Genomic DNA, 19,015 nt, shown 5'->3' with positions numbered 1-19,015 from the left:
CCATGCCGCGCGGTCGCGGTGGGCGTTATGACGGTCGCCAGCGACAGGAGAACATCATGGAAAATACCGCCACCCGCATCGACTGGATCGGAAACAGCTGCCGTTTGCTGAAGGCAACGGCCGCCGAGTTCGAAAGCACGCGCCCCTTCGAAGGCCTGACGATCGGCACCGGTATCCATCTGGAGCCGAAGACGGTGGCGCTCCTGACGACGCTGCGTGCCGGCGGCGCCAAGCTCGTCTGCACCGGAAATCTGAACAGCACCCAGCCATCGACGGTCGACTATCTCCGCTCCCAGGGCATCACCGTTTTCGCAACGCAGACGACCGATCCCGCCGAGCATCACCGCAGCCTCGAAGCCGTTGTCGATGCCAAGCCCGACCTGCTGCTCGATAACGGCGGCGATCTTTTCGCCATCGCCGCGGAACGCCCCTATGCCAACCTGCTCGGCGGTACGGAGGAGACGACCTCCGGCCGCACGCGCCTGCTGCCGATGCGTGAAAAGCTGAACATGCCGATCCTAGTCATCAACGACAGCCCGATCAAGCAATTCGCCGAAAACAAGCATGCTGTCGGCCAGAGCCTGTTCGAAAGCTACATGCGCTTCACGAACCGCTCGACCAACGGCAAGCGCGTCACCGTCTTCGGCTACGGCGCCTGCGGCAAGGGAACGGCCGCCAGCTTCCGCAACGCCTTCTCCACCGTCAGCGTCGTTGATATCGACCCGGTCACGGCGCTGGAGGCGCATCTCGACGGCTTCGTCACGCCGCTGCGCGAGGCTGCGATCCGTTCCGCCGACATCCTCGTCACCGTCACCGGTTTCCCGGGTATCGTCACGGTGGCCGACCTGCCGCTGATCAAGGACGGCGCCATCCTGCTGAATGGCGGCCATTTCCCGCTGGAGATCGACGTATCGGGCTTCCGCGCCCATCCTGACGTTGTCGCCATCGACCGCTACGAGGCCGATGTCATGGAAACCCTGCATCTCAAGGACGGCCGCTCGATCCACATCCTCGGCGGCGGCCATATGGCCAATCTCGCCGGACCACGCCCCCTCGGCAATTCCGTCGAATCCATGGACCTCGGCTTCACCCTGCAGGCCCGCTGCCTGGAACGCGTCGCCAAGCGCGGTGCCGGCCCGGAATCCTGCATCGTGCCGGTGCCCAGCGATATCGATGCGACGGTCGCGAGTGCCTATCTCGACCTCGCGCGCTAGCCTCAATCCTGGCGGGCGATCGTCCCGATTGCGTTGACGAGCAGCCGCGCTGCCGTCAGCGCCGAAATCCCGTCGATATCGGCAGGCGGATAGAGTTCGACGAGGTCGAAGCCAACGATCCTGCCACGGCGGCCCACGCCGGCGATCAGGTCGATGACCTGTGTATAGGTCAGCCCACCGGGCGTGCGGGCCGCGACCCCGGGCATGATGCTGGGGTCGAGCCCGTCGCAGTCGAGCGTGATCACCACCTGCGCACCTTCAGGAATATGCCGCAGCGCCGCCTCGACGCCCTGCGCATGAATTTCCCGCGCGGTGACGAGATGGCTCCCATAGCGCTCGGCGGCCTCGACCTCCGCGCGGCGCGCACTGCCGACTCCACGGATACCGGCCTGCACCATGCCTGCGACATGCGCCATTTCGCTCGCCCGCCGCATCGGGTTGGAATAGCCTTGGCGCTCGCCATGCAGCTCGTCGCGCCAGTCGATATGGGCATCGATCTGCAGGATCCAGATCGGGCCGTGACCGGCGAAACCGGCAAGGAAGGGGATCGGCACGGAATCGTCGCCGCCAAGCAGGATCGGCACTGCAGACATCGCCAGCACCTCCCGCGTCTTCGCCTCGATCAGCGCCCGGTTTCCGGCATTGTCCCGGGCGTCGGTCGGCAAATCTCCGGCATCGACGCAGCAGATCGGCTTGCCGTCGAACAGCGGCCCGCCGAGATCGAAATCCCAATGCCCGATAAGCCCGGCATCCTCCTGGCTGGCCGCGCGGATGGCGTTGGCCGAGCCCGCATAGCCGCTGCTGTCCTTGCCGGGATAGGTCGTGCCGTGACCGGCGCCGAAGATCACCATACGCGGCGTTCCGCCATCATCGAGACGGTCGGGCAGGCCGAGGAAGCGAGGCGAAGCAGTCATGTCAGTCTCCAGATGTGATCTGCGGCGGAGGCGTCAGAGCTCCCAGTAGGGAACAGGCCCATAAAGCTCCGCCAGATAATCGATGAACAGCCGCACCTTCGCCGGCAGGAACTGGCGGCTGGGATAGACTGCCGAGAGCGCCACATTCCGCGAGCCCTCATATTCCGGCAGCACCTGTACCAGCTTGCCGCTCTTCAACTCCTCGCCGATATCCCAGGTGGAGCGCAGCGCGATGCCGAGACCTGCGATCACCGTCTCGCGGATCACCTCGCTGGAATTGGTGATCAGCATCCCCTCCGGCCGCAGCGTCATCGCGCCATCAGGCCCCTCCAGCCGCCACACGTCATTATTATGCGCCGGCAGGCAGCGATGGTTCTTGAGATCGTCGAGGGTCGCGGGCATCCCATGCGCCTCGATGTAGGGCGGCGCGGCGCAGAGCAGGCGGCGCACCGGCGCCAGACGCTTGGCAACCAGGCTGGAATCGGTGAGCTCGGCAATGCGGATCGCCAGATCGAAACCGCCGCCGACGATATCACTGAACTCGTCCGTCAGCACCAGATTGATCGCCAGCTCCGGATGCTCCTCCATGAAACGCTTAAGATGCGGAGCGATATGCATGCGACCGAAAGAGGTCGGCGCCGAGATTTTCAACGTGCCATGCATCTGCGCCGAGCGGCCGGAAATATAATACTCGGCTTCCTCGAGCCCCGCCAGAATGCCGAGCACCCGGTCATAAAAACCCTGGCCTGCCTCGGTCAGCGAAATCTGCCGTGTCGTGCGCTGCAGGAGACGTGTGCCGAGCCGGTCTTCCAGCCGCTTGATGCGCTTCGAGATAACGGCAGGGGAAAAGCCGAGCGCCCGCCCGGCAAGCGACATGCTGCCGGTCGAAACGACCTTGGCAAATATCTCGAGATCACCCAGATTGGTCATGGTGCGGCACTGTTTCTCCTTTAGGCATAAGTGCTTAGCATTTGCGCCGGTTTCGGGAAAGTGTTAAGCCGAACATGCCGGTATCCGTGGAGGACGAGCCGGTCCTGCCGCCATCTTCGAAGGAAGCGCGCCATGTCCGACACCATTTCGTTCCTTGCTCCGCGCGCCGATGTGCTTGCCCGCCGCAGCCAGATCGTCAGCGATCTCATCGATCTCCTGCCGCCGGAATGTCTGGTTCATGAGTCGCGCGAACTGGTGCCCTTCGAGACTGATGCCTTCGTCTCCTATCGCCGCCTGCCGCTCGCCGTCGCCCTGCCGCGCTCGACGGCCGAGGTGGCTGCCGTGATGAAATATTGCCATCGCTACGGCATCCCGGTCGTGCCGCGCGGTGCCGGCACCTCGCTCTCGGGCGGCGCCATCCCGCAGGAGGATGCCGTCGTCATCGGTCTGTCGAAGATGAACAGCATCCTGGAAATCGACCTCGCCAATCGCGTCGCTGTCGTCCAGGCGGGCGTAACCAATCTCAATATTTCTGAATCCGTCTCCGTGGACGGTTTTTTCTATGCGCCCGATCCGAGTTCGCAGCTCGCCTGCACGATCGGCGGCAATATCGGCATGAATTCGGGCGGCGCCCACTGTCTGAAATACGGCGTGACGACCAACAATCTGCTGGGCGTCAAGATGGTGCTGACCGACGGCACGGTGATCGAGCTCGGCGGCAAGGCACTGGACGCCGGCGGCTATGACCTGCTTGGCCTCGTCTGCGGCCACGAGGGCCAGCTCGGCATCGTCACCGAAGCGACGGTCCGCCTGATCGCCAAGCCCGAAGGCGCCCGCCCGGTGCTTTTCGGTTTCGATACGTCGGAAGATGCCGGTTCCTGCGTTGCCGATGTCATTGCCTCGGGCATCATCCCCGTCGCCATCGAGTTCATGGACAAGCCGGCAATCGAGATCTGCGAGGCCTTCGCCCATGCCGGCTACCCGCTCGATGTCGGCGCTCTTCTGATTGTCGAGGTCGAGGGGTCGGAAGCTGAAATGGACGACATGCTGAAAAGCATCGTCGAGATCGCCCATAGGCATCGGGTGAAAACCGTGCGCGAATGCCAGTCGGCGACCGAGGCCGCGCTGATCTGGAAGGGCCGCAAATCCGCCTTCGGCGCCACCGGCCGCATCGCCGACTACATCTGCATGGATGGCACGGTGCCGCTCAGCCAGCTCTCCTATGTCCTGAAGAAGACCTCCGAGATCGTCGATCACTACGGCCTGCGCGTCGCCAATGTCTTCCACGCGGGAGACGGCAACATGCACCCGCTGATCCTCTTCAATGCCAACGACCCCGAGGATGCCGCCCGCGCCGAAGCCGCGGGCAACGATATCCTGAAACTCTGCGTCGATGCCGGCGGCTGCCTGACTGGCGAGCACGGCGTCGGCATCGAAAAGCGCGACCTGATGCGCCATCAATATTCCGAGGTCGATCTCGTGCAGCAGATGTCCGTCCGGGCCGCCTTTGATCCCGGCTGGATCCTCAATCCGTCAAAAGTCTTCCCGCTCGATGGACGGCCGGCCGCATGAGCGAATTTTTCCCCGGGAGCGAAGACGAAGCCGCAGGGCTGATCCGCGAACGCGCTGCATCCGGCCGGCCACTCGCCATCTCCGGCCGCGGCACCCGCGCCGGGTTCGGTAATCGTGTCGCGGCTGAAGACACGCTGCGCTCTACCGCCATGTCGGGCATCGTCGCCTATAACCCCGGCGAAATGGTCATGACCGCGCGTGCCGGAACACCTGTCGCCGAGATCGAGGCGGCTCTTGCCGAAAACGGCCAGATGATGGCCTTCGAGCCGATGGATCACCGCGGCGTCATGGGCACCTCGGGCGAGCCGACGATTGGCGGGGTCTTTGCCGCCAATGTCTCCGGCCCCCGTCGCTTGATTGCGGGTGCGGCGCGCGACAGCCTGCTCGGCATCCGCTTCGTCAATGGCCGTGGCGAGATCGTCAGGAATGGCGGCCGGGTGATGAAGAATGTCACCGGTCTCGATCTAGTGAAGCTGCTGGCGGGTTCGCACGGCACGCTCGGTTTCCTCACCGAAGTCACCTTCCGCGTTCCCCCGCGCCCGAAGGCCGAGGAGACCATCGTCGTCTCCGGCCTCAACGATGCCGAAGCCGCCAACGCCATGGCTGCGGCCATGGCGTTGGCGGTCGAGGTCTCAGGCGCGGCGCATCTGCCGATGACGGTCACCTGGCGCTTTGCAGGCGGCACGCTGCCCGAAGGCGAGGCAACCGTACTTCGTCTTGAGGGGCTGCCGGGTTCCGTCGAGGTGCGCGCCGAAAAGCTCGCCAAGGCGATGGCCGCTTTCGGCCCGGTCACCAAGCTCGATCAGCAGGCGAGCCGCAGCCTCTGGCGCGAAATCCGCGATGTCTTTCCCTATGCCGATGGCACGATGCGACCCGTCTGGCGCGTCTCCGTCGCGCCGTCCGCTGGTCACCAGCTCGTTGCCGCGCTCCGTCTCGAAGCCGGTGTCGACGCCTATTACGACTGGCAGGGCGGTCTCATCTGGATGCGCATGGAGGCCGATCCCGAAGCCGGCCTGCTACGCCGCTTCATCAAGGCGCTCGGCGGCGGGCATGCAACGCTGATGCGTGCTTCGGAAGTGATGCGTGCTGACGTGGCGGCTTTCCAGCCGCAGCCGGAAGGAGTGGCAATGCTCTCGGCCCGCGTGAAGGAAAAGTTCGATCCGGCCGGGATTTTCAATCCGGGGAAGATGGGGTGGTGATGGCTAGCTTTGAGTGTGTGTCACACCCCCCTCTGTCCTGCCGGACATCTCCCCCTCAAGGGGGGAGATTGGCCAGAGGCACCCGCTCGCCCCGTCAATTATCGCTGAGGGGGTGCTCCCAGCGGATCTCCCCCCTTGAGGGGGAGATGCCCGGCAGGGCAGAGGGGGGTACCCCCACCCACAACCCCTCGACGGAACATCCCTGATGCAGACCAATTTCACCGCCGAGCAACTGACCGATCCCCACGTCGCCGAATCCGAAAAGATCCTGCGCAAATGCGTCCATTGCGGCTTCTGCACCGCCACCTGTCCGACCTATGTGACGCTCGGAAACGAGCTCGATAGCCCGCGCGGCCGCATCTATCTGATCAAGGATATGCTCGAAAACGATCGGCCTGCCGATGCCGAGGTGGTCACGCATATCGACCGCTGTCTCTCCTGCCTCGCCTGTGTCACCACCTGTCCGTCGGGCGTCGATTACATGCATCTCGTCGATCACGCCCGCGCCCATATCGAAAAGACCTACAAGCGGCCGTTCATGAACCGGCTGACGCGCGGCATCCTTGCTGCCGTCCTGCCCTATCCCGGCCGCTTCCGTCTGGCGTTGCGGCTTGCCCGTCTCGGCCGTCCGTTCCGCAGCCTGATGTGCGCCCCGGCGCTGAAACCCTTCGCCGCGATGCTGGCGCTTGCGCCGCGCACCGTGCCGGCACCGTCGGTCTATTCACGTCCCGGCAGCCATCCGGCCGAGGGGGCGAGGAAGGCGCGAGTGGCGATCCTCACCGGCTGCGCCCAGCCAGTGCTTGATCCCGGCATCAACGAGGCGGCGATCCGGCTTCTGACCCGCCTCGGCATCGAGGTCGTGGCGCCCGCGGGCGAAGTCTGCTGCGGCTCGCTGGTCCATCACATGGGCCGCGAGGAGCAGGCACTGGCCAGCGCCCGCGCCAATGTCGATGTCTGGACGCGGGAGATCGAAAACGGCGGTCTCGATGCGATCATCATCACCGCCTCCGGCTGCGGCACGACGATCAAGGATTACGGCCACATGCTGCGCCTCGATCCGGCCTATGCCGAAAAGGCGGCCATCGTCTCCGGCCTGGCGAAGGACATTACCGAATATCTGGCAACGCTCGATCTGCCCTCGCATATGCCGAAGGGCGTCACCGTCGCCTATCACTCGGCCTGCTCGATGCAGCACGGCCAGAAGATCACCCTGGCGCCCAAACAGCTCTTGAAGGCTGCCGGCTTCACCGTGCGCGATCCGGCCGAGGGCCACCTCTGCTGTGGCTCGGCCGGCACCTACAACATCATGCAGCCGGATATCTCAGCTGCGCTGAAGGCCCGCAAGGTCAAGAATATCGAGGCAACGAAGGCGGATGTGATCGCCACCGGCAATATCGGCTGCATCACCCAGATTGCCTCAGACACCGGTATCCCGATCGTCCATACCGTAGAATTGATCGATTGGGCCTACGGTGGTCCTGTACCTCAAAAATTAATGGATTTGCATATAGCCTGAGTTCGGCCGGTTGTCGGCCGGTCATGGGATTCAGCGCTATGCGGCGTACACTTCTTTTGCTCTCTGTCTTTTTCGGTGCCGCAGGCACCGCGCATGCCGATAGCCGTTATTTCTGCTCGGCCGACGATGCAGCCACCCGCTTCACCGTAGAGATCGGCTTCAAGGCGGACGGCGGCCATGTGCTGAACCACTTCCGCGGCGGTCTGATGATCAAGGACGGCTCTGTGCCCGACCAGTTCAAGAAGCGCGTCTTCAATTCCAGCCACCTGACGAACCGGTGGTCGAACGGTGGCGAGCTGCGCATGGAAATCTATGATGACGGCGGTGACGATACATCCGGCCAGGCGCTGAACATGGTGGTCATGGCCGAAGGTGACGGCAAGGTCTTCAGCGGCACCTACGGGATGACCGTAACAGGCGGTTCCAAGCCGTTCACCGCAAGCGGCAAGGTCAGCTGCGGCTCGAAGTAGGCCTCTTGCTTACCAGTGGAACGAAACGCCGAGATTGACGGCGTTGGTGAAGATATCGGTCTTCAGCCGGTCGCCGCTGTCGATCGGCACATCCACCTTGGAATAGGTGCCCTTGTATTCCACGAAGGTCGACCAGTGCTCGGTGATACGGAAATCGACACCGGCCTGCGCCTGCAGCGTCACACCGCCGAATTCGTAGTCGAAGGTCGTGCCGGATGGGCGCGTCACCTCGACATGCGGAATGTTCACCCCGACGCCGGCGCCGAGATAGGGCGTCCATCGCCCGCCGTCCTGTGGGAAACGGTAGAGCGCGTTCGCCGTCAGAAGGTTCAGCCCGTCGGTGAATTCGAAATGCGACCAGCCTGACGTCGCCAGCGTCTTGTCGTCGGCATAGACCTTGTCATGCGTATAGTCGATCGACAGGCCGAGATTGGGATGGCCCAAATCCTCCAGCCACCACGTCACCCGCGCGCCGTAATAAGGCGGCGAGCCGAAGGACTTGCCCTCCCAGCCTGCGGTGAAATGCGTCCCGTCCAACAGATCGACGCCGCTATGGGGTGCCGTCTGGTAGCCGCCATAGACGGAGAATTGCAGATCCTCGGCAAGGACAGGCGAGGCGAGACAGGCAAGGGCGGCAAGTCCAAACACGGACAGGCGAACGGCGCGGCGCATGGATTATCCCCGGATGGCAATACCGCTCATCTATCCCGCGTTTTGTAACAGGCTTATTGCAAGGGCGGTGAGGGATGAAAAATGGCGGGCGTCTGCCGGGTGTGCCCCCTCATCCGCCCTTCGGGCACCTTCTCCCCGCTGGGGCGAAGGGAATACGCGAGCCGAAGCGCCGACATCCCCTGGGGGAGAGGGCAAGGTGAGGGGGCTCCGGGCGCAGCATCAATGAAACAAAAAAGGGCGCCAGAAAGCGCCCTCTTCAATTCCATCAACCTGACAGTTTTCACCCGCCAAACAGCGTCCTGAGAACATCGATGCCGCGGTCCTGGAAGGCGACGTTGCCCTGTTTGTTGCCGGGACCGACGACGATCACCTTGGTGCCGACGGGGACGCGCTCGTAGAGATCCTGCACGTCGTTGTTGACCATGCGGATGCAGCCCGAAGACAGGTTGAGGCCGATCGTCCAGGGCTGGTTGGTGCCGTGGATGCGGAAGGCCGTGTCGTGGCCGCCCTGGTAGAGATACATGGCGCGGGCGCCGAGTGGATTGTCCGGGCCGCCGGGCTGGAAGGCAGGCAGCTTGTGGCCGGCCTTGGCTTCGCGGGCGCGCATTTCTGGCGGCGGCGTCCAGCCGGGCCATTCCGCCTTGCGGCCGACTTTCACCACACCGGACCAGCCGAAGCCTTCGCGGCCGACGCCGATGCCATAGCGGGTTGCGCGGTTGTTGCCCTCGACGAGGTAAAGAAACTTGTTGGTCGTATCGACGATCACGGTGCCAGGCGCTTCGTCGGTGACGAGGCGGACGACGCGCTTCTTGAACTGCGGCTTGACGGTCTTCACCTGCTTGACGCCGCGAACCGCGTCTGTTGCCGTCAACTGAGGCTCGGCATGGGCGAGGCTCATTGTGCAGGCCAGCGCAATCGCAGAGGCGGCCGCGAGCCGTATGATATGCTTCATTCTCAATTCCCCTCTATCCAGGATGACCGCCAAGCTAGCCAATTTGCCCCGGATTTCAAGCTTCAGAGGGGTTTGCGCGTGTTTTTGTGCCGCGGCGCGCCGTTCTTGCAACGGCCCGCCGCGGCCCTGCGATCTTTAGATCACGATCACGCGGGTGCCGACATTGACGCGCTCGTAAAGGTCAGTCACGTCCTCGTTGCGCATGCGGATGCAGCCCGACGATACGGCATTGCCGATCGTCCAGGGCGCATTGGTGCCGTGGATGCGATAGAGCGTCGAGCCGAGATACATGGCGCGGGCGCCAAGCGGATTTTCCGGGCCGCCATCCATGCGGGCGGGCAGGTAATGGCCCTTGGCCGCTTCACGGCTGATCATTTCGGAAGGCGGGGTCCAATCCGGCCACTCGGCCTTGCGGGTGATCTTGTGCTCGCCGGCCCATTCGAAGCCCGGCTTGCCGACGCCGACGCCGTAGCGGCGGGCCTTGCCATTCGCCATCACGAGGTAGAGGAAGCGATTGTTGGTATCGATGACGATCGTGCCGGGCCTTTCCTTGGTGTCGTAATCGACCATCTGCGGCAGGAACTGCGGATCGAACTGCTCGCGGACAACAGGAATTGCGCCGGGGCGCACGACCGCAACCTGCTGAATACCGGCAGGGGCTGCACGGCGCACGATGCGCTGCTGATACTGGAACAGCCCGCGGCGCTGCGGCTGAATGACCGGGCGCTGATAGACGACAGGGCGCGCGTTGCTGCCGCCCAGCTGGTTGAGCCAGGGCGCGGTCAGATCGGGGCTGAGGACGACGGGCGGGCGGGTCGCATAGCGATCGTCACCAAGGGCAGGCGAGGCAAGCAGGCCAATCAGGCTTGCGGCAATCAAAACGGATTTCATCATCGGACGGAACTCTCTACATATGACCGAAAATGCTGGGGCGGGCATTTCCGCCTGGCCGGATGCTGCCACCGCTCCGGCCAGCGAATGGTAAAGATCGATTCATTAAACTGCGAAGCACCGGATAAACTTTTCGTCAGGGTTACTGTTCGGTTTGGAAACGGGGTTTCTAAATGGTAAAGCCGCAATTGAAGCGTAAAATCAGTGGGGAAGCATGAGCGATACGGGCATCACGACCGGTGACGACGGAAAGAGCCGCTGCCACTGGCACGCCAATCTTCCTGACTATATGCGCTATCACGACGAGGAATGGGGCCGCCCGGTTACCGACGATATCAGGCTGTTCGAGAAGATCTGCCTCGAAGGCTTTCAATCGGGCCTCTCCTGGCTGACGATCCTGCGAAAGCGGGAGAATTTCCGCGCCGCTTTTGCCGGTTTCGATTTCGAGAAGGTCGCGCTCTTCGACGACGCGGATATCGAGCGCTGCGTCGCCGATGCCGGCATCATCCGCCATCGCGGCAAGATCGTTTCGACGATCAACAATGCCAGGCGCGCCATCGCACTGAAACAGGAATTCGGCTCGCTTGCCCGTTATTTCTGGAGCTATGAGCCGGGCACTGGCGATCGTCCCGGTATGGTTGATCGCGCCTACATCGCCGCCAACCCGACGACGCCGGTTTCCGTCCGCATTTCCAAGGATTTGAAGAAGCGCGGCTGGACCTTTGTCGGCCCGACCACAGTTTATGCTTTCATGCAGGCGATGGGGCTCGTCAACGATCACGTCGAGGGCTGCTTCTGCCGCTCAGAGGTGGAAGCGATACGGAAGGCACTGGTGCGTCCATGAGAAAACTGCTTGCGACGGGCGCTCTGATGGTTCTTTCAGCGCTTCCCGCCTTCGCCCAAGCGCCGCAGCTCGATCCCGGCGAGAAGCTGGAGAAGCTTCAGTTTCCGGCCGTGACCATGCAGATCAAAGGCTGGACGAAGTTCGGCAACAGCCATGTCTTTACGCTGCCTGTCAAAGCCGGCCAGCATGTAAAGATCAGCTTCACGACACGCAGCCAGTTTGCGTTTCTGGCGATCTTCGATCTGTCGAAGGGCGATGACGAGGCATTCTTCGGCACGGATGAGGACGGTTCTGTCCTCGATACCATTGCCAAGGAAGACACGACCTGGATGCTGCGGGCCTATTATTCGAAGGTCTCTCCCCGGCGTGGCCTCGGTGCTCCCTATACACTGATGATCGAGCCCCAGGCGCCCGGCACCGCGCCGCCTGCGGCCAAGCCTGAAGAGCCGCAGCGGCCGTCGCTGTTTCCGCCGAAATCGGGCGCGGACGAAGAGGAATAGGTCAGTCCAACTGTTCGAGAAGCCCGCGCAACTCGCCAAGATTGGCGATCTTGCGGAAGCGCGGCGCGTCCGACGGCTCCTCCACATGCTCCAGCACCCAGGTCAGCTCATCCGGCACGAAGACGCCGTAGCTCCCGGCGGCAATGGCAGGCACGATGTCCGATTTCAGCGAGTTGCCGACCATCATCGCCCGTTCCGGCCCGTCGCCCACCTTCGAGAAAATCCGCCGGTAGGTGACCGCCGTCTTGTCCGAGACGATCTCGACGGCATCGAAGAAATCGCCGAGGCCGGATTGCGCCAGCTTGCGCTCCTGGTCGAACAGGTCGCCCTTGGTGATCAGCACCAGCAGGTAGTTGCCGGCCAACGCCTCCAGCGTGTCCTGCACATGCGGCATGGTTTCGACCGGATGGGAAAGCAGATCGCGCCCGATATCGAGGATCTGTGCGATGACACCAGCCGGGACGCTACCATCCGTTATCTCGATCGCCGTCTCGATCATCGACAGCGTGAAGCCTTTGATGCCGAAGCCGTAATGGGCGAGGTTGCGCTTCTCGGCTTCCAGCAGCCGTTCCGAAATCTTCGGTCCCTCGGCAAAATCGGCCAGCAACTCGGTGAAGTGCGCTTCCGTTAGCCGGTAATATTGCTCGTTCTGCCAGAGCGTATCATCAGCATCGAAGCCGATCGTCGTCAGCGCGTGCTTGCTCATCCGGTGCTCCTGCAATTCCCTCGCCCTGAATCTATCGGCGTGGCCGTTCGAGACAAGGGCTTTGTTTTTTGACGGACGGGATGCCGCATGCTGTTGAAATGCGGCCGGGCGCGCTTACGTAAAAAGTGCCTCATCAGCAGCCAGCCCCGGCTGTGCCTGCCATGCAGGCCAATAATCAAAAGATTGCGTTCAGCGGTCCATGGGCACCCCCGCCTGTGGCAGTCACAAGGAAATTTCCTCATGAAATACAATCAACTTGGAAATACCGGCCTTTTCGTTTCCGAAATCTGCCTGGGAACGATGACCTTCGGTGAAGCCAATGAAGGCAGCCCCTGGGGCGCCATCGCCGATGTCGATCAGGCCGCCGCCGACAAGATCGTCGAGCGCTCGCTGGCCGCAGGCGTCAATTTCATCGACACCGCCGACGTCTATTCCTTCGGCGAATCCGAACGGCTCCTCGGCCAGGCGTTGAAGAACCTCAATGTCCCCCGCAAGGACGTCGTCATCGCCACCAAGGTCTACGGCGTAATGGGCAGCAAGCCCAACGACCGCGGCGCCTCGCGCGGCCACATCATGGATTCGGTCGAAGCCAGTCTGAAGCGGCTGCAGACCGATCACATCGACCTCTACCAAATCCACGCGACGGATACCGTCACCCCGATCGACGAAACCCTGCGCGCCTTCGACGATCTCGTCGCCCAGGGCAAGGTGCGCTATGTCGGTGTCTCCAACTGGCAGGCATGGCGGATCGCCAAGGCGCTCGGCATTTCCGAACGCCGCGGCTTCGCCCGCTTCGAGACGATCCAGGCCTATTACTCGATCGCCGGCCGTGATCTCGAGCGCGAGATCGTGCCGCTGATGAATGAGGAGAAGCTCGGCCTCATGGTCTGGTCGCCGCTCGCGGGCGGTCTGCTCTCCGGCAAGTACGGTCCGGGCGCCCCCGGCAACGGTGAGGGCCGCCGCGCCACCTTCGACTTCCCGCCTGTCGACAAGGACCGCGCCTGGGCCTGCGTCGCTGTGATGCGCGAAGTCGCAGAGAAGCATGGCGTCAGCGTCGCCACCGTGGCGCTTGCCTACGTGCTGGCCAAGCCCTTCGTCACGACGGTTATCATCGGTGCCAAGCGGATCGAGCAGCTCGATCAGAACCTTGCGGCGACAGGCCTAAAACTCGATGCCGACGACCTGAAGAAGCTCGACGACGTCAGCGCGCTGGCGCCGGAATATCCCGGCTGGATGGTTGCCCGTCAGGGCGCCGGCCGGCGCCCCGAACCGTTCGAGCCGAAGGCTTGAGTCTTCGCTAGTTGAAGGCGACCGCGCTGATGAAGCGCGGTCGCGTGAAGGCTCGCTCTGCGAAAGTCATCTGCCCGAAGCCGAGGATGTTGGAGAGCATCGTGTAGGTCGTGGCACCCTCGACATAGATGATCGAGTCGCCGTCGGTGATCTGCGGCAAGGTCGAGCTGTCGAGCACCTGCGCCTTCAACAGGCTGATGGTGCCACTCTCCTTTTTCCAGTCCAGCTTGTAGACACCAGCAGTCTTCTTGATGCTGGAAATCCTGAGCGCGCTAGGCGCCGTGCTGTTCTGCTGCAGGTTGGTGAAGACGCCATAGATGTTGGAAACGAAGGTCGCGTCGATTGAGGTCTGGCGCGAGATCACGTCGGCCACAACGCCATTGGCCTCGACGATGTTCTGATAGGTCCGGAACATGTCGAACACGGCGACGCTGCCGATGAAGAAGAAGATCATCACCGGCGCGACGAAGGAAAACTCGATCGCCGAGGCGCCGGAGCGGTTCTGCAGGAAATTCTTGAAAATGCGCATTGTCAGCCCGGCTCGTTCACGAAGGCGAAGCGCGAGGTGAGCCGCACGCCGCCAGTATTGTCCTTCGGCATCGCTAGGCCGTAGCCAAGCCCCGGCACGATCGGATCGACCACATAGCAGGCACGCGCGAAAACGATTTGCGAGCGCTGCCCGCCGGTATAGGTGGTGACAGGATCGATATTGACGCTGCGGTCGACGCAGGATGTCTCCGATGTCGGAAAGTCGGTCGATTTGCTGATCGGCGTGAATTCGATGCGGATCGACTTGAGGCAATTGGTCAGAATGATCGCCTCGTCGCAGACCTTTTTCTTGAAATCATCATAGGTGAAGTTCGAACCCGCCACCTGCAGCGCACGCGAACCGCGGCTGACGGCGCGGTCGAGCATGATCGACTGCGTCATGATCCATCCCGCTTCGAAAGTAGAGAAGACGAGCGAGAAGACGATCGGCGCCAGGATGGCGAATTCGATCCCGGCGGCGCCGCCGCGGTCACGTCTGAGACGATTGACAAGAGAGGTCACTGTGTCAGCCTCAGCTTCTTGATCGAGGTCGAGATCGACTTGAACGCATCGCCGATGCCGGAGCCCGACGCCGGATAGTAATGGCCGGGGCTGGTGGCGCAGTTGGTCATCTGCGTCGTCGCATTGCCACTCACTTCGAAGCCGATGGTGAAGACGGTGATGCCGTTTGTTTTGGCCGCGGTGCAGACCGAAGACAGCATCTTAGCCGTATCCGTCGAGTTGATGATCTGCTTGTTGTCAGGCGCCTGCGAGACCGGGCGGCTGTAATCCTTCGGGCGGTACTGCTCGGTGATCGCACCATCCGTCATCAGCACGATGACCTTCATCGTATCCGGGTCGCCGAAGGCTGCGGGCCTGTTGGCGAATTTCGCATCCATCATCTTGGCGTCGATGGCTGCATTGACGATGGTCTTGGCACCCGGATTGAGCAGCATGTAGCCCCACTGCATGGCATTTTGCGTGCCGGTGCCATCATGCAGCTCAAGCTGCGTGATGCGGTTTTTCAGATAGGTCGCATCGTTGGAAAAATAGGTGATCGCCGTCGATTCCACCGGGCACCACCAAGGCTTCAGATCAGTGCGTCCGTAGTTCCACTGGGTGAAATGCGGAACCTGGCCCGCATCCTTGAAGCTCGGTACGCCGCCGCCGAAACCGGTGGTGCTGAGCTCGACACAGGACGAGTTCGAGTGGTCGCGCTTGGCGGCGAGCTTGTCGAAAACAGCCGCGCCGATATTCACGTGCCCGGCATAGGGCACGATGGTGATCGTCGTATAATCCTTGGTCTCGTCGGTCAGCACCTGATCGATGAACTGCTGGGCCGCCTTCTTCAGGTTCTTGATGCGGTTGCCGTTCATCGAGCCGGACATATCCAGCATCAGCGACATTTCGATATTCTGCTTGGCTTCCTCTGCCGTGGAGACGGCGGCGACACTCAGCTGACGGACGCCGACAAGGTGGATGAAGGTGGTGTTCATCACATAGGCGGCGCTGGCATTGATCTTGCGCGAATTCAGGCCCTTCGTCTCGGTGAAGTTGAGGGCGATGTCCTGCGCGTAGTCGAGGTTCTTCATGAAGCTGCGTAGCGTCTCCTCGGGCTTCTCCTTCTGGGAAAGCGAGGCCGCCGCCAGCACGCCGCGATCAAGGCCATCCTGCATTTCGACGCGGATCGCTTCATAGCGCGCCAGATCGATGCCGGCGCCGCCCATGGCAATCAGCGGAACGAGCAGCAGGGCGAAGACCATGGCGACATTGCCGTTGGTCTCGCGGGCGAGCCTGCGCGCTTTCGAAAGAAGATGTCTCATCGATTTCCCTAAGTTGATGAGACGATTTGTATTTTAGATAAATTAGAATTTCGTAATCAAAACATTACTAAGTCGTTCTAAATAAAACGCAATAATAGCATCTTGATTGCGGAAGTATCGCTAAGCGCGAAATCTATACGGCTAAGGCGCCAGTTTTAGAACTGGCGCCTCGCTTCATGATTGATTACTTGGCATTTTTACTCAACCATGCGTTCATCTCAGCAATTTCAGCTTCCTGAGCCTTGATGATGGCTTCGGCCAGTTTGCGGATTTCCGGATCCTTGCCGTATTGCAGTTCGATCTTCGCCATGTCGATCGCACCCTGATGATGTGGGATCATGCCACGGACGAAATCGACATCGGCATTGCCAGTCATCTCGATCATCATGTCCTTGTGTATCTTGGCATTGGCCTCGGCAAAGGCATGGCTGGAGGCGCCGTGGTTGCCCATCGGCTTGCTCATGTCCATCTGCATATCCTCGGCGCAGGCCGGAGCGGCAAAGGCGAGAGTGGAGATCAGAGCGATGATTTTCATAGACATGCGAGTTCCTTCCTCTGTCTGACAAAAGGGATTGCACGATCATGTTCGTGCGGCCGTATCGCGAGATTGTCACATGAAACGGGGAGGGGGCGCCTGCGGGGCGGGACGCAGATCGGCAAGCGCCTTTGCTGCCGCTGGTGCGGGATACGCAAAGACATGCTTTCCGCCATCACTGATCATCACGGCGGCAGGCGTCACTACGCAGTAGGAGCAAATCGACATATGGCTTGCATTGCCCGGCGCGCACGGGTCCTTAGACATCTCGTGACCACTGTGCTCCGCCACCAAGTCAGGCATATCGGCCATACCATGCATGCCATGCTGCATCTCTGATGCCGATGGCTGGCTCATCGCTGCGCACATAGGACAGCCCGCCCAGGCGGACGCGCTGAAGGTCAGCCAGCCGAATATCATCGCTATGATCGAAACGAGACGCATGAGTTGAAGATAGGCGAGGGCGCCTGCTTCGCCAAGAGGCGGCTCAGAGCTTTGCGGCCTTGCGCAACACGTCGTTGATCCGTCCCTGCCAACCCTTGCCGGTGGCCTTGAAGGCATCGATGACATCGGGATCGAGCCGCAGCGAAATCTGCCGCTTCGGCTTCTCCATCACCGGCCGGCCACGCGCCCGGCGAATGCTCTCGGCAAGTTCGGGAAACACTTCCGCGAAAGGCCGCGCATTCTTGAAGTCTTCCTCGGTCCATTCGGGGTTGTCGCTAACGTCGTCCCAATCGGCCTTGCTATACCCGCGCCCTTCCTTGAACTCGGACTGCAATTCAATTTTCTTGGCTGTCATTGAAGAACCGCCTTTCCGTTGCCTTGGCCGGGCGCATTGAAATCACTGATAGTGCTTCGATACCCAGTCTCGCAAAGATCACCACGATGGTTCCGTCCGCAAACCGCCCGATCGCCATCACGCGCCGGCCGCGGGCGGGTTGCAGAACGGCGGACAGGAAAAATCCCAGATCGAGATCAGCAAAATCCAATCCGTGCTTGTCGAGATTTGCAAGCCGCTTCGGCTCATCCCAAACAATCTTCACCGCAATGATATCCGATATTAAAAGTGATACAATAAATCCTGGATTGCAGTCAGAATAATCTGCATCTCAATAGACGGCAATCACCTGATGAACGATCTGGTAGTCGTTGCTTTCCTCGCCGAGCGGGGCCACCGGCCAGGCCCAGGCTGCCTTGGTCTCAGTTGGCGGCTGAACGCCCTGCAGCAGATCGGCCGTCTCATGGGTCTTTCCGGTCCGGTCATTCACCGCATAGGAAATATCGGTCACCAGGCAGGTGGCGCAGGGAAGCGCTTTCAATCCATCGATATGCGCCGCGATCAGCCGCTGGGCGGTATCCTCTGGCATGGCGCCGTCTTGCTCCGCCTCGAAGCGCCGCTTCACGCCGCGGCCGATCTGCGACAGCAGGTTCGCCGAAACCACGAAGTCCAGGTAGGGTACGCCGCGCAGAAAGCCGAGCGGCTCGGCATGGCCCGCCGTCTGCAACTCCTCATAGCCCGAAAGATCGCGCTCGATCAGGCGGACATTCCGGTACCCTTTCGCCTTCAGCCAGAAACGGACGGAGGCAAGGTGAACCAGATCGACAAGCACGACGGTATCGAAGGTCTTCGCAAGCGCCTCAATCGGCACGTCGCGCAGCAGGCCGGAGCCGAGCACTAATGCCGTGCGCTTCTGGCGGAGGCCGGATGCTGCTGCCAGTATCGCCGCCCGGCTCTTTTCCTCGTGCTCCGCCCATTGGCCGCTGCAGCGCCTCGCGCGGGACCAGAGGTTGACGGAATAGCGGATAAACTTGCGGTGCGGCTTTGCCGTCACCGGCACCGTTGCGAGATAGAAAAGGGCTTCGAGTATCATGAAGGTCTAACGATAGATTTGGCGGCGATGACCGATCTCGATCACCAGGATGACGAGCCGGTTGTCCTGGATATCGCAGATAATGCGAAAGTCGCCGACGCGATAGCGCCAATATTGCCGGAGCCTGTCGCCCTGAAGGGCCGCGCCCAGCTGGCGCGGGTCGTCGAGTGCAGCAAGCCTCACGTCAAGAAACGCACGGATACGGTCCCGGTCTTGTTTGCTGAATTTTTTTAGGCTCTTCTGCGTGGCGCGCAGATATTCAATCGTCCATGCCACGCCAGAACTCCTCAGCGCTGACGATTTCTTCTTCACCGCGTTCGATACGCTCCATCGCCGCATCCGCTGCGGCAATGTCGTGAAGGTCTTCGAGATGCTGCTCGATCACTTCGAGAACATAGGCATCCGTCGCCGCGCCGGCCTTGGCGGCGTGCTCGGCGATCAGCCGATGAATTTCATCCGGCATTTCAATGGTGACGCGCTTGTTCATCGCTCGATCCTCAATCGGCCAATATATAACAGTTCGCCATAGGCTTCGCCACCCTTCGCCCTTGCCGCTCCCCGCCCAATCCGCTAGGAAACCGCCACTGT

At 61.7% G+C, this 19,015-nt stretch carries 23 protein-coding genes; 8 read left to right on the top strand and 15 right to left on the bottom strand.

What is annotated here, in order from left to right; translation table 11 throughout:
- Window positions 1-2 precede the first annotated feature (2 nt).
- Window positions 3-1,214, top strand: coding sequence for an adenosylhomocysteinase (locus tag AC1DJO_RS08735; protein WP_477969939.1), 1,212 nt, complete (start codon window positions 3-5; stop codon window positions 1,212-1,214).
- 2 nt (window positions 1,215-1,216) lie between these two features.
- Here AC1DJO_RS08735 and AC1DJO_RS08730 read toward each other — a convergent pair whose 3' ends face one another.
- Window positions 1,217-2,128 carry an agmatinase gene (locus AC1DJO_RS08730; protein WP_477969937.1) on the bottom strand — a complete coding sequence of 304 codons (912 nt, stop codon included), beginning with the start codon at window positions 2,126-2,128 and terminating at the stop codon, window positions 1,217-1,219.
- Window positions 2,129-2,161: 33 nt separating this feature from the next.
- The gene (locus tag AC1DJO_RS08725; RefSeq protein ID WP_477969935.1) at window positions 2,162-3,058 is read right to left on the bottom strand and encodes a LysR family transcriptional regulator; all 897 of its coding nucleotides are present in this window, start codon (window positions 3,056-3,058) and stop codon (window positions 2,162-2,164) included.
- A gap of 132 nt (window positions 3,059-3,190) precedes the next feature.
- On the opposite strand from AC1DJO_RS08725, the gene AC1DJO_RS08720 reads away from it, so the two are divergent.
- The 4 genes from AC1DJO_RS08720 (at window position 3,191) to AC1DJO_RS08705 (ending at window position 7,815) form a co-directional block, all read left to right on the top strand.
- Complete coding sequence (locus AC1DJO_RS08720) at window positions 3,191-4,630, top strand: FAD-linked oxidase C-terminal domain-containing protein (RefSeq protein ID WP_477969932.1); 1,440 nt, start codon at window positions 3,191-3,193, stop codon at window positions 4,628-4,630.
- The gene (locus AC1DJO_RS08715; RefSeq protein ID WP_477969930.1) at window positions 4,627-5,829 is read left to right on the top strand and encodes an FAD-binding protein; all 1,203 of its coding nucleotides are present in this window, start codon (window positions 4,627-4,629) and stop codon (window positions 5,827-5,829) included. Before AC1DJO_RS08720 ends, AC1DJO_RS08715 begins: the two co-directional genes overlap by 4 nt.
- 205 nt (window positions 5,830-6,034) lie before the next feature.
- The gene (gene glcF, locus AC1DJO_RS08710; RefSeq protein ID WP_477969928.1) at window positions 6,035-7,345 is read left to right on the top strand and encodes a glycolate oxidase subunit GlcF; all 1,311 of its coding nucleotides are present in this window, start codon (window positions 6,035-6,037) and stop codon (window positions 7,343-7,345) included.
- A 38-nt stretch (window positions 7,346-7,383) separates the two neighbouring features.
- On the top strand, window positions 7,384-7,815 hold the full coding sequence (locus AC1DJO_RS08705) for a hypothetical protein (protein ID WP_477969926.1): 432 nt from the start codon (window positions 7,384-7,386) through the stop codon (window positions 7,813-7,815).
- Between the two features lie 9 nt (window positions 7,816-7,824).
- Here AC1DJO_RS08705 and AC1DJO_RS08700 read toward each other — a convergent pair whose 3' ends face one another.
- From AC1DJO_RS08700 to AC1DJO_RS08690, 3 genes are all read right to left on the bottom strand, one after another.
- Window positions 7,825-8,487 (bottom strand): outer membrane protein, encoded by a 663-nt coding sequence (locus tag AC1DJO_RS08700; RefSeq protein WP_477969924.1) that lies wholly within the window; start codon window positions 8,485-8,487, stop codon window positions 7,825-7,827.
- Between the two features lie 280 nt (window positions 8,488-8,767).
- Window positions 8,768-9,430: a L,D-transpeptidase gene (locus tag AC1DJO_RS08695; RefSeq protein ID WP_310293759.1), complete on the bottom strand. Its 663-nt coding sequence runs from the start codon at window positions 9,428-9,430 to the stop codon at window positions 8,768-8,770.
- Between the two features lie 144 nt (window positions 9,431-9,574).
- Window positions 9,575-10,333 carry a L,D-transpeptidase gene (locus AC1DJO_RS08690; protein WP_477969922.1) on the bottom strand — a complete coding sequence of 253 codons (759 nt, stop codon included), beginning with the start codon at window positions 10,331-10,333 and terminating at the stop codon, window positions 9,575-9,577.
- 211 nt (window positions 10,334-10,544) lie between these two features.
- On the opposite strand from AC1DJO_RS08690, the gene AC1DJO_RS08685 reads away from it, so the two are divergent.
- On the top strand, window positions 10,545-11,174 hold the full coding sequence (locus tag AC1DJO_RS08685) for a DNA-3-methyladenine glycosylase I (protein ID WP_310292685.1): 630 nt from the start codon (window positions 10,545-10,547) through the stop codon (window positions 11,172-11,174).
- Window positions 11,171-11,674, top strand: a complete 504-nt coding sequence (locus tag AC1DJO_RS08680) for a hypothetical protein (protein WP_477969920.1) — start codon at window positions 11,171-11,173, stop codon at window positions 11,672-11,674. The genes AC1DJO_RS08685 and AC1DJO_RS08680 overlap by 4 nt, the downstream gene beginning before the upstream one ends.
- Window position 11,675: 1 nt before the next feature.
- Here the strand turns inward: AC1DJO_RS08680 and AC1DJO_RS08675 are convergent, their stop codons facing one another.
- Complete coding sequence (locus tag AC1DJO_RS08675; RefSeq protein ID WP_477969918.1) at window positions 11,676-12,380, bottom strand: HAD family hydrolase; 705 nt, start codon at window positions 12,378-12,380, stop codon at window positions 11,676-11,678.
- 240 nt (window positions 12,381-12,620) lie between these two features.
- On the opposite strand from AC1DJO_RS08675, the gene AC1DJO_RS08670 reads away from it, so the two are divergent.
- Window positions 12,621-13,670, top strand: coding sequence for an aldo/keto reductase (locus AC1DJO_RS08670; protein WP_112390598.1), 1,050 nt, complete (start codon window positions 12,621-12,623; stop codon window positions 13,668-13,670).
- Window positions 13,671-13,677: 7 nt separating this feature from the next.
- Here AC1DJO_RS08670 and AC1DJO_RS08665 read toward each other — a convergent pair whose 3' ends face one another.
- From AC1DJO_RS08665 to relB, 9 genes are all read right to left on the bottom strand, one after another.
- Window positions 13,678-14,199 (bottom strand): TadE/TadG family type IV pilus assembly protein, encoded by a 522-nt coding sequence (locus AC1DJO_RS08665; protein ID WP_477969916.1) that lies wholly within the window; start codon window positions 14,197-14,199, stop codon window positions 13,678-13,680.
- Between the two features lie 2 nt (window positions 14,200-14,201).
- Window positions 14,202-14,720 (bottom strand): TadE/TadG family type IV pilus assembly protein, encoded by a 519-nt coding sequence (locus AC1DJO_RS08660; protein ID WP_477969914.1) that lies wholly within the window; start codon window positions 14,718-14,720, stop codon window positions 14,202-14,204.
- A complete protein-coding gene (locus AC1DJO_RS08655) occupies window positions 14,717-16,021 on the bottom strand; it encodes a TadE/TadG family type IV pilus assembly protein (protein WP_477969912.1) in 1,305 nt (434 codons plus the stop codon). Before AC1DJO_RS08655 ends, AC1DJO_RS08660 begins: the two co-directional genes overlap by 4 nt.
- Before the next feature lie 184 nt (window positions 16,022-16,205).
- Window positions 16,206-16,562: a CopM family metallochaperone gene (copM, locus tag AC1DJO_RS08650; protein ID WP_477969910.1), complete on the bottom strand. Its 357-nt coding sequence runs from the start codon at window positions 16,560-16,562 to the stop codon at window positions 16,206-16,208.
- Between the two features lie 481 nt (window positions 16,563-17,043).
- On the bottom strand, window positions 17,044-17,355 hold the full coding sequence (locus AC1DJO_RS08645; protein ID WP_477969908.1) for a BrnA antitoxin family protein: 312 nt from the start codon (window positions 17,353-17,355) through the stop codon (window positions 17,044-17,046).
- On the bottom strand, window positions 17,336-17,599 hold the full coding sequence (locus AC1DJO_RS08640; RefSeq protein ID WP_477969906.1) for a BrnT family toxin: 264 nt from the start codon (window positions 17,597-17,599) through the stop codon (window positions 17,336-17,338). Before AC1DJO_RS08640 ends, AC1DJO_RS08645 begins: the two co-directional genes overlap by 20 nt.
- A gap of 66 nt (window positions 17,600-17,665) precedes the next feature.
- A complete protein-coding gene (locus tag AC1DJO_RS08635; RefSeq protein ID WP_477969904.1) occupies window positions 17,666-18,427 on the bottom strand; it encodes a hypothetical protein in 762 nt (253 codons plus the stop codon).
- Window positions 18,428-18,433: 6 nt separating this feature from the next.
- Window positions 18,434-18,703, bottom strand: a complete 270-nt coding sequence (locus tag AC1DJO_RS08630) for a type II toxin-antitoxin system RelE family toxin (protein WP_477969902.1) — start codon at window positions 18,701-18,703, stop codon at window positions 18,434-18,436.
- Window positions 18,687-18,914, bottom strand: a complete 228-nt coding sequence (relB, locus tag AC1DJO_RS08625; protein ID WP_477969900.1) for a type II toxin-antitoxin system RelB family antitoxin — start codon at window positions 18,912-18,914, stop codon at window positions 18,687-18,689. Before relB ends, AC1DJO_RS08630 begins: the two co-directional genes overlap by 17 nt.
- Window positions 18,915-19,015: the final 101 nt, after the last annotated feature.

It is taken from the genome of Rhizobium sp. 05N430 (assembly GCF_056396985.1).
This window is presented reverse-complemented; position numbering and strand designations above follow the sequence as displayed.

Coding starts and splice junctions, on each gene's coding strand:
- AC1DJO_RS08735 (WP_477969939.1), top strand. CDS start 3: ATGCCGCGCGGTCGCGGTGGGCGTTATGACGGTCGCCAGCGACAGGAG.
- AC1DJO_RS08730 (WP_477969937.1), bottom strand. CDS start 2,128: ATGACTGCTTCGCCTCGCTTCCTCGGCCTGCCCGACCGTCTCGATGAT.
- AC1DJO_RS08725 (WP_477969935.1), bottom strand. CDS start 3,058: ATGACCAATCTGGGTGATCTCGAGATATTTGCCAAGGTCGTTTCGACC.
- AC1DJO_RS08720 (WP_477969932.1), top strand. CDS start 3,191: ATGTCCGACACCATTTCGTTCCTTGCTCCGCGCGCCGATGTGCTTGCC.
- AC1DJO_RS08715 (WP_477969930.1), top strand. CDS start 4,627: ATGAGCGAATTTTTCCCCGGGAGCGAAGACGAAGCCGCAGGGCTGATC.
- glcF (WP_477969928.1), top strand. CDS start 6,035: ATGCAGACCAATTTCACCGCCGAGCAACTGACCGATCCCCACGTCGCC.
- AC1DJO_RS08705 (WP_477969926.1), top strand. CDS start 7,384: ATGCGGCGTACACTTCTTTTGCTCTCTGTCTTTTTCGGTGCCGCAGGC.
- AC1DJO_RS08700 (WP_477969924.1), bottom strand. CDS start 8,487: ATGCGCCGCGCCGTTCGCCTGTCCGTGTTTGGACTTGCCGCCCTTGCC.
- AC1DJO_RS08690 (WP_477969922.1), bottom strand. CDS start 10,333: ATGATGAAATCCGTTTTGATTGCCGCAAGCCTGATTGGCCTGCTTGCC.
- AC1DJO_RS08685 (WP_310292685.1), top strand. CDS start 10,545: ATGAGCGATACGGGCATCACGACCGGTGACGACGGAAAGAGCCGCTGC.
- AC1DJO_RS08680 (WP_477969920.1), top strand. CDS start 11,171: ATGAGAAAACTGCTTGCGACGGGCGCTCTGATGGTTCTTTCAGCGCTT.
- AC1DJO_RS08675 (WP_477969918.1), bottom strand. CDS start 12,380: ATGAGCAAGCACGCGCTGACGACGATCGGCTTCGATGCTGATGATACG.
- AC1DJO_RS08670 (WP_112390598.1), top strand. CDS start 12,621: ATGAAATACAATCAACTTGGAAATACCGGCCTTTTCGTTTCCGAAATC.
- AC1DJO_RS08665 (WP_477969916.1), bottom strand. CDS start 14,199: ATGCGCATTTTCAAGAATTTCCTGCAGAACCGCTCCGGCGCCTCGGCG.
- AC1DJO_RS08655 (WP_477969912.1), bottom strand. CDS start 16,021: ATGAGACATCTTCTTTCGAAAGCGCGCAGGCTCGCCCGCGAGACCAAC.
- copM (WP_477969910.1), bottom strand. CDS start 16,562: ATGTCTATGAAAATCATCGCTCTGATCTCCACTCTCGCCTTTGCCGCT.
- AC1DJO_RS08645 (WP_477969908.1), bottom strand. CDS start 17,355: ATGACAGCCAAGAAAATTGAATTGCAGTCCGAGTTCAAGGAAGGGCGC.
- AC1DJO_RS08635 (WP_477969904.1), bottom strand. CDS start 18,427: ATGATACTCGAAGCCCTTTTCTATCTCGCAACGGTGCCGGTGACGGCA.
- relB (WP_477969900.1), bottom strand. CDS start 18,914: ATGAACAAGCGCGTCACCATTGAAATGCCGGATGAAATTCATCGGCTG.